12 protein-coding genes are annotated in these 7,158 nt (G+C 40.7%); all 12 read left to right on the top strand.

The features are described 5' to 3' along the window. Positions 1-265 (top strand): phage terminase large subunit family protein (locus tag IRB43_RS17450; protein WP_481748166.1); only part of this gene is annotated, 265 nt, incomplete at its 5' end. A gap of 8 nt (positions 266-273) precedes the next feature. After that, positions 274-1,791 (top strand): phage portal protein, encoded by a 1,518-nt coding sequence (locus IRB43_RS17445; protein ID WP_203364725.1) that lies wholly within the window; start codon positions 274-276, stop codon positions 1,789-1,791. Next, positions 1,788-2,801 carry a phage minor head protein gene (locus IRB43_RS17440; protein ID WP_203364724.1) on the top strand — a complete coding sequence of 338 codons (1,014 nt, stop codon included), beginning with the start codon at positions 1,788-1,790 and terminating at the stop codon, positions 2,799-2,801. Before IRB43_RS17445 ends, IRB43_RS17440 begins: the two co-directional genes overlap by 4 nt. A 110-nt stretch (positions 2,802-2,911) precedes the next feature. After that, positions 2,912-3,523 (top strand): DUF4355 domain-containing protein, encoded by a 612-nt coding sequence (locus tag IRB43_RS17435; protein ID WP_203364723.1) that lies wholly within the window; start codon positions 2,912-2,914, stop codon positions 3,521-3,523. A gap of 14 nt (positions 3,524-3,537) precedes the next feature. Further along, positions 3,538-3,894 (top strand): hypothetical protein, encoded by a 357-nt coding sequence (locus IRB43_RS17430; protein WP_203364722.1) that lies wholly within the window; start codon positions 3,538-3,540, stop codon positions 3,892-3,894. Positions 3,895-3,911: 17 nt separating this feature from the next. Next, positions 3,912-4,961, top strand: coding sequence for a major capsid protein (locus tag IRB43_RS17425; RefSeq protein ID WP_203364721.1), 1,050 nt, complete (start codon positions 3,912-3,914; stop codon positions 4,959-4,961). 11 nt (positions 4,962-4,972) lie between these two features. Further along, positions 4,973-5,143 (top strand): DUF7210 family protein, encoded by a 171-nt coding sequence (locus IRB43_RS17420; protein ID WP_203364720.1) that lies wholly within the window; start codon positions 4,973-4,975, stop codon positions 5,141-5,143. Positions 5,144-5,161: 18 nt separating this feature from the next. Next, complete coding sequence (locus IRB43_RS17415; protein ID WP_203364719.1) at positions 5,162-5,488, top strand: head-tail connector protein; 327 nt, start codon at positions 5,162-5,164, stop codon at positions 5,486-5,488. Further along, positions 5,475-5,801 carry a phage head closure protein gene (locus IRB43_RS17410; RefSeq protein WP_203364718.1) on the top strand — a complete coding sequence of 109 codons (327 nt, stop codon included), beginning with the start codon at positions 5,475-5,477 and terminating at the stop codon, positions 5,799-5,801. Before IRB43_RS17415 ends, IRB43_RS17410 begins: the two co-directional genes overlap by 14 nt. Next, positions 5,794-6,210, top strand: coding sequence for an HK97-gp10 family putative phage morphogenesis protein (locus IRB43_RS17405; protein WP_203364717.1), 417 nt, complete (start codon positions 5,794-5,796; stop codon positions 6,208-6,210). Before IRB43_RS17410 ends, IRB43_RS17405 begins: the two co-directional genes overlap by 8 nt. A gap of 4 nt (positions 6,211-6,214) precedes the next feature. After that, positions 6,215-6,619 carry a DUF3168 domain-containing protein gene (locus IRB43_RS17400; RefSeq protein WP_203364716.1) on the top strand — a complete coding sequence of 135 codons (405 nt, stop codon included), beginning with the start codon at positions 6,215-6,217 and terminating at the stop codon, positions 6,617-6,619. Between the two features lie 12 nt (positions 6,620-6,631). Further along, the gene (locus tag IRB43_RS17395; RefSeq protein ID WP_203364715.1) at positions 6,632-7,147 is read left to right on the top strand and encodes a phage major tail protein, TP901-1 family; all 516 of its coding nucleotides are present in this window, start codon (positions 6,632-6,634) and stop codon (positions 7,145-7,147) included. Positions 7,148-7,158: the final 11 nt, after the last annotated feature.

Below are 7,158 nucleotides of genomic sequence, written 5' to 3'. Positions count from 1 at the left end.
TATCATTCGCTTCAGGCGAGAGAGGATTAGAGCAATCAATGCAGATAAAGCGGTTGTATCGGGTATTGAGGAAGTCGCTCGTTTATTTAAGAATACTAAACTTAAAGTTGTTAAGGATAAGGTGGATCGTTTTCGACAAGAGATTTTCATGTATGTGTGGAATTCAAAAACAGGTGAGCCGATAAAGGAATGGGATGACGTGTTAGATGCTTTACGCTATGCCATTTACACGCATATAAAACCACAAAGACGGAAAACAGGGTAGGTGAAAGTATGCTGAAATTTAAGAAGCGCATCGCAAAAGAAGGTGTGACAAAAGAGATCGTGCAAGAAATCATACAAGCACACCGAGAAGATCATGATCGAATGAAACAACTGTATGAGCGGTATAAAGCGGATAAAGATGGGCCAGCTATTTTTAAGAGATCCGCTACTGCGATTGACTTTGATAGTGACAATGTGAAGCGTCTAGATGACAAGGTGAACAACCTTCTGAATAACGCTTATGATGCCGATATCGTTGATACAAAGGTCGGCTATATGTTTGGTCATCCAATCACTTATGATGTGGACAAAAACTACAAACAATTAAAAGAAGAGCTTGATAATTTCCTACTCCGCAATAATGCGGAGGACGATGATGCTGAGCTCGGTAAGATGGCAGCTATTTGCGGATATGCCGCTCGCTTAGCGTATATAGATCTGGAAGGCAATGAACGAATCAAGAACATTGACCCTTGGGAAGCGATACTGATTGGTGAAGATATTCACGAACCTGTCTATTCCTTGCGATACTACAAGTTTAATAATGTGCTATATGCTGAGTTTTACGATGACAAAAACATTTATTACTTTTCAGAGGAAAACGGCGGATTTGAGTTGGATGATGTGAAACCTCACTTATTTGACTACAATCCGTTATTTGGCGTGGCGAACAATAAAGAGTTAAAAGGTGATGCAGAGAAAGTGCTGGCGCTTATCGATGCCTACGATCGTACATTATCCGATGCCAGTAATGAGATCGAGCAGTACCGTTTGGCTTATCTCATTCTTAAGGGAATGGGAGCAGATGAGGAGACTATGGCAGAGCTCAAAAAATCTGGTGTCTTTGAATTGTTAGGTGAACACGATGAGGTTAAATACCTCACGAAAGATATTAATGACACGATGATCGAGAACCATTTGAACCGCTTGGATGATAACATTATGAGGTTTGCGAAGTCAGTGAACTTTGCTGATGAAGAATTTGCTGGAAATGCGAGCGGCATTGCAATGAAACTCAAGATCATGTCACTAGAAAACAAATGCGTCATGATGGAGCGGAAATTTACTTCTTCGCTACGCTATCAATTCAAAGTGTTATTTAGTGCATGGGCCAAGCGAAAGGGATATAACAAAGAAGATTATTTGAAGGTGTGGTTTCAATTTAAACGAAATCTTCCAGCTAATATTTTGGATGAAGCGCAGTCAACCGCTCAATTAAAAGGGTATGTGTCTGAGCGTACTCGATTGGGATTATTGTCATTTGTTGATGATGTTGAATATGAACTTGAAGAAATGCAGAATGATGCCTTACTGTATGGTCCTCAATTAGAACCTTTAGATTCTATTGATTTTGATAATGAGGAAGAGGATATAAAAAAAGAGGGGCAATCCGCTGATTCAACAAAGCAAAATAAAAACGGTGAAGCATGTGAAAAGTGTGGCGGTTCCGGATCGGTCATAAGCGAAAAAACAGGCGAAACAATCGAGTGTGGCAAATGCGGCGGAGATGGTGTAATTAAACGATGAACCAACAGGAGATCCACAAGCAACTGGACAAGCTACTGGCTCAGACAGAGAGTGACATTGAAGAAGTGTTTGCCAGACGGTTGAAAGTAATCCTTTATCAGATCACACAAATGTATCGTAAGTATGGTAAAGGTGGCGAACCTTCCTGGACTGATTTAAATAAGTACAATCGGTTTCAGAAGGAAATGGAAGTTATTGCAAAGATGTTTAACGAGGATTATCGACAGTTGATCAAAGAGGTTGATCGAGCGATGCAAACACAATATGTCGAGAATTATTTAAAGCTCGCTTTCTTGTTTCAGATGGCTAGCGGTGAGGAAATGGGCTTTACGATTCCAACAATCGAAATGATTCAACAAGCAATTATTAATCCTATCGAATTTTTAACATTACCTTCAATATTTGAGCAGCATCGAAACGAGATCATTCGAAAGATTAACATTGAGATCGCACAAGGGCTCATGGCGGGCGAAGGTTTTGGGACAATGGCAAAACGGTTAGAGAAAACTTTAAACTTTTCAAAAAAGAAAGCGATGCTTGTGGCTCGTACTGAAGCTGGAAGAGTTAGAAGTGTAGCGAGTGAAGAAGCGGCGGAGAAAGCGGCAAAATACGCTGAAATAGATAGTATTTGGGCTTCTAGTCTTGATTTAAGAGTTAGGGTAGCCCATCGTATTTTAGATGGTCAGAAAGCAGATAAGGACGGTTATTTCCATTACAAGGGCATGAAAGCCAAGGGGCCGCATCTATGGGGTGTTGCTTCAATGGACATTAATTGCCGTTGTGTGAAGCTTTGGTTGGTGAATGGCATGCTACCTGAATATCGCCGAGGTCGTGACTATATGGATATCAATTATCAGAAGAAGCTAGCTACTCGAATAGATAAGTACATGGAAGATGAAGGTCTAACCTATGCCCAAGCGTTGAAAAAGGCACAGAAGGAAATACAGCCGCCTTCTCGCACATTTAAATACATGACGTTTGATGAGTGGAAAGAAAAATTAGCTGAATAAGAGAGAAAGCGAACGATAAGAAAAAACACGTCCTAAGCATGACGTTATAAAAGGCTTATTTATTATGTGTTTCGCGGGCTTAAGCGTGCGGAGGACAAGGAGGAAAAAACATGAAAGTGAATTTTGAAGAATTAAAAGCACTTGTTGAAGCTGGTGACGAGTCGGCTTTCACTCAACATATCTTTAAATCGTTGGAGAAAGGTGACGTATTAGCGGCAGTGACAGCAAATTCAGCAGTAAAAAGTGATTTGGATTCAGAAAAGGACAAGCATCATAATACGGCGCTTGAAACATGGAAGTCCAATAACCTTGAATCTTTAGTTGAAGCTGAATTAGCAAAACGTAATCCTCAAGAAACCGAAGAGCAAAAGCGGATCGCCGCTCTTGAAAAAGAGCTAGAGAGTCAGAAAAAAGCCGCTCAACGCGAAAAGCTGATGAATGTAGCGATTAAGCAGGCAACTGAAAAAGGGTTACCGACTGATATTGTTGATTTCTTTTTAGCGGACGATGAAGAGTCTACAACTGCTAACCTTGGAAAGCTTGAAGAAGTATATACAAAAGCAGTACAAGCAGCTGTTGAAAAGAAATTCAAAGAACATGGTCGTGATCCAGGCGGTGGCAACGGTGGTACTGATGAAGGCCAATACGGTAAAGACCTTGCAAAAGAGTTTAACAGTAATGCAGTTGAAGCGGTTAAAGCTCAAGAAAACTATTTCGGATAAGGAGTGAATGACAAGTGAAATTTGTAGAGACAACCTACACAAATAAAAAAGAAATTTTAAAGTTCCCTGATCATTACGTCAACCTTGCGGTAACAGTAGACGATACAGGTGTTACCGCAAATGAAGAAGGCAAAAAAATCGTTCCAGCAGGCACCATTCTTGGTGGTGGGGTATTAGCCGATCAATCTAAAAAAGCAGTGAAAGCCAATGGTGCAACAGCAGAAGGTGTCTTATTTGAAGATACTGACGTAACATATGGGCCAGCATCCGCTGCTATGTTGATTCACGGGTTCGTTGACTTGAGCAAACTTCCGGAAGCTCCAACAGCGGAAGCGGCTGCGGCGTTAAAGCAAGTCACATTTTTAAAATAAGAGAGGATGAATAAATAATGCCAAACATTTTTGATCGATTATCAGCAAAAAACATTAAAGCTTACTACAATGAACAAGTTTCAAACCGTATTCCTTACTTAGGAGAAACGCTTTTCCCTGCTAAGAAGCAGTTAGGCCTGGATTTAAGTTGGATTAAAGGCTCTAACGGCCTTCCGGTAGCATTAATGCCGTCCGCATTTGATGCAAAAGCAACCTTGCGTGATCGTATCGGATTTAAGGAAATTCAAACAGAAATGCCATTCTTCCGCGAAGCAATGCGAGTTGGCGAAAAGGATCGTCAACAACTCAACACATTAGCCGCTTCCAATGCGGAACCAATGATTAAAGCGGTCATCAATAAGATTTTTAATGACAAGATGACACTTATCGACGGTGCCATGGTGCAACCGGAGCGTATGCGCATGCAATTACTTTCAAGCGGTAAAATCGACATTGTCGCTAACCGTCAAGATTACACATACGATTACAAAATGCAAGCAGATCATAAAGAGGAATTGCTTGATACTGCTAAATGGTCTGACACTCAAAACTCAACACCTGTACAGGACATTATGGAATGGCAGCAAATTGTTGAGGATAATACTGGTGAGAAGCCAACACGTGCCATCCTAACACGTAAAACGTTCAATTACTTGATGGAAAATAAATCAATCAAGCTAGATATGAATCCGGTCGGTGGACAAAATGTGATTTTGACTGAATCCATGCTCAAGCAATATCTTGAAATGAAAACAGGCGTGACATTTGCTATTTACAATAAAAAATACATCGCGGAGGATGGCACAACAAAACAATTTTTTCCTGATGATTACTTCACTTTGATTCCAGGCAGCGGCACGCTTGGAAGCACGTACTTTGGTACAACGCCGGAAGAATCCGATCTAATGTCCGGATCCATGAATGCTGATGTACAAATTGTTAATACAGGTGTAGCTGTAACCACGATCAAAGAGCCACATCCAGTGAATGTGAATACAATCGTTTCTGAAATCGTTCTTCCGAGCTTTGAAAATATTGATAAAATCTTCATTGCGAAGGTTAACTAAGGAGGATCAACATGGCTGAATCTACTGAAACTAACGAAAAACAATCTGGAAAAACATCGAAAGTAAAAGTTATTTTTAACCGCAACGTGAAGTATGGGAAGCAACGCTTTAAAAAAGGTGACTCTTTTTCTGTAACAAAGAAGGCTCAAGAGGAACTACAAGCTGCTGGAGTCATTGAATAACGAAAGTAGGTGTTAAATATGTGGCAGCCTACACAAGATGAAATAGAGCAAATTAAATTGATTAATGGGGAGCAAGGAACGGCAAAGGATGGCTACTACCGTACTATGCTCCCTCTTTTACTTGAGCACCTAGAAATCTATTGTAATAACAAGTTTACGCCGCCTGACATCCCGGGCGGTGTTCGTATTTTTATGGCGAAAGCAATACAACATAACTGTCAAAAAGCAGGCCTGAAAAGCCGCTCGATGGGAACTGTCTCTTATTCATATGATTTGGAGTTCCCAGGGAGTATGTACATGTACTTGGCGCCGTATAGGAGGTTGAAATTCCATGCCTTGCGATGAATTTCCACATGTCGTCACATTTAAGGAATTAAGGTCAGTGTCTGATGGCGGTGGTGGATTCGTTAAAGAATACATCAAGTTTGACACGTTTAATGCCTTTGTGGATACACCAACAAGTAAAGAGCGATATGAAGCTATGCAATTAAATAACCCGCTCGATCGATATGTTTACTATCCTTATCGTACTGATATTCGCACTGATATGCGTATGTATTATGATGGCGAAACATATGAAGTAGCTGGTCGGCCAGAAGATCAAGGTGGGCAACACGAAATTATGCGGCTATCACTGAAGTTGGTCCCAAATGGCTAATATTAAGTTCGGGAGTAAACGGTTATCAGCCGCTCTTCATCGATATGGACAAGCAGTTGAAAAGGAAATCAAGCGCATTGTTGTTGAAACAGCTAAGATTATTGAATCAAATGCTAAAGCATTGGCGCCTGTAGATGATGGGAACTTGAAGCAATCCATTGAAACGGAAGTCACAAATGGTGGTTTAACTGCTGTGGTAACAGTTGGGGCTCACTATGCGATTTATGTGGAGTTCGGCACTGGTATTTATGCTACTGGTGGCGATGGGCGTAAAACTCCTTGGATTTACTGGTCCGATAAACTTGGGCGTTTTGTTTATACAAGAGGTCAAAAACCTCAAGAGTTTTGGGGGCCTGCTGTTGATATAGGGCGGCGCTACTTTCAAACTGAAATGAGAAAATTAGGGTGATGTTATGGCATATGAAACAGCCTTATGGGAACTGCAAAAAGCAATATATCAACGATTGAGCACAGATCAGCGCTTGTTATTTTTGGTGACAGGCGTTTTTGATGCTACGGGAGAGAATCAAGTGTATCCATATGTTGTAATCGGCGAGCCCTCTGTGTTGCCGTTAGACACAAAAAGTACATTTGGTGAAGAAATTAGTGTGACCATCCATGCTTGGAGCGATTATTCAGGAAAGAAACAAGCGTATGACATTTTAGATGCTTGTTTAAGTGCTCTTTCTTACAAGTTGGATATGACAGGGTTCGAAACATTAAAAGTGGAGAGAACGGGATTACAAGTGTTTGATGACATTGATCCAAGCATTCGTCATGGCGTATTGCGTATGCGCTATTCAATTAAAAACATTTAAGGAGTGATAAGTATGCTAAATGGTAAAGACATTATCTATTTAGTTCAGCCAGTTGATGCCGCGTTAGGAACAGTAGGCTTATTGATTGGCAACCAAACAGAAGGGTCGCATTCAATTGAAAATGAAATCGTTGATGAACAAACGAAATTCGGCCGAATCGTTGGTTATGGACAAAACAGTGAATCGTTTGAAATTACCGCTTATGGAGAAAGTGGTGATCCTGGTCAAAAAGCAGCAATGGATGCGATTAAAAAGAAAAAACAATTGAAGGTGTGGGAAGTTAACCTTAACAAAAACGCTAATGACAAACATGATTCGATCTTTGGTTACTGTATTGTTGAATCTGTTGAAAAGTCATCACCGCAGGATTGCTTTGTAGAAGTTAGTATGACTTTGCAGGTAATTGGTGAAACGCAAGATGGTGAATTAGATCCGCTACCGCCAGAAATGATTGAATTTGCTCGTTACGGATTTGAGAAACCGGGGGAAGCAACAGGTGAATTCCCTAACCAAAAAACTACTCCCTGATGCACCCGCTG

Origin of the sequence: Bacillus sp. REN10 (assembly GCF_016820555.1) — a bacterium.
Lineage (GTDB): Bacteria > Bacillota > Bacilli > Bacillales > Domibacillaceae > Bacillus_CE.
This window is presented reverse-complemented; position numbering and strand designations above follow the sequence as displayed.

Coding starts and splice junctions, on each gene's coding strand:
- IRB43_RS17410 (WP_203364718.1), top strand. CDS start 5,475: ATGCCTTGCGATGAATTTCCACATGTCGTCACATTTAAGGAATTAAGG.
- IRB43_RS17415 (WP_203364719.1), top strand. CDS start 5,162: ATGTGGCAGCCTACACAAGATGAAATAGAGCAAATTAAATTGATTAAT.
- IRB43_RS17400 (WP_203364716.1), top strand. CDS start 6,215: ATGGCATATGAAACAGCCTTATGGGAACTGCAAAAAGCAATATATCAA.
- IRB43_RS17425 (WP_203364721.1), top strand. CDS start 3,912: ATGCCAAACATTTTTGATCGATTATCAGCAAAAAACATTAAAGCTTAC.
- IRB43_RS17440 (WP_203364724.1), top strand. CDS start 1,788: ATGAACCAACAGGAGATCCACAAGCAACTGGACAAGCTACTGGCTCAG.
- IRB43_RS17445 (WP_203364725.1), top strand. CDS start 274: ATGCTGAAATTTAAGAAGCGCATCGCAAAAGAAGGTGTGACAAAAGAG.
- IRB43_RS17405 (WP_203364717.1), top strand. CDS start 5,794: ATGGCTAATATTAAGTTCGGGAGTAAACGGTTATCAGCCGCTCTTCAT.
- IRB43_RS17435 (WP_203364723.1), top strand. CDS start 2,912: ATGAAAGTGAATTTTGAAGAATTAAAAGCACTTGTTGAAGCTGGTGAC.
- IRB43_RS17395 (WP_203364715.1), top strand. CDS start 6,632: ATGCTAAATGGTAAAGACATTATCTATTTAGTTCAGCCAGTTGATGCC.
- IRB43_RS17420 (WP_203364720.1), top strand. CDS start 4,973: ATGGCTGAATCTACTGAAACTAACGAAAAACAATCTGGAAAAACATCG.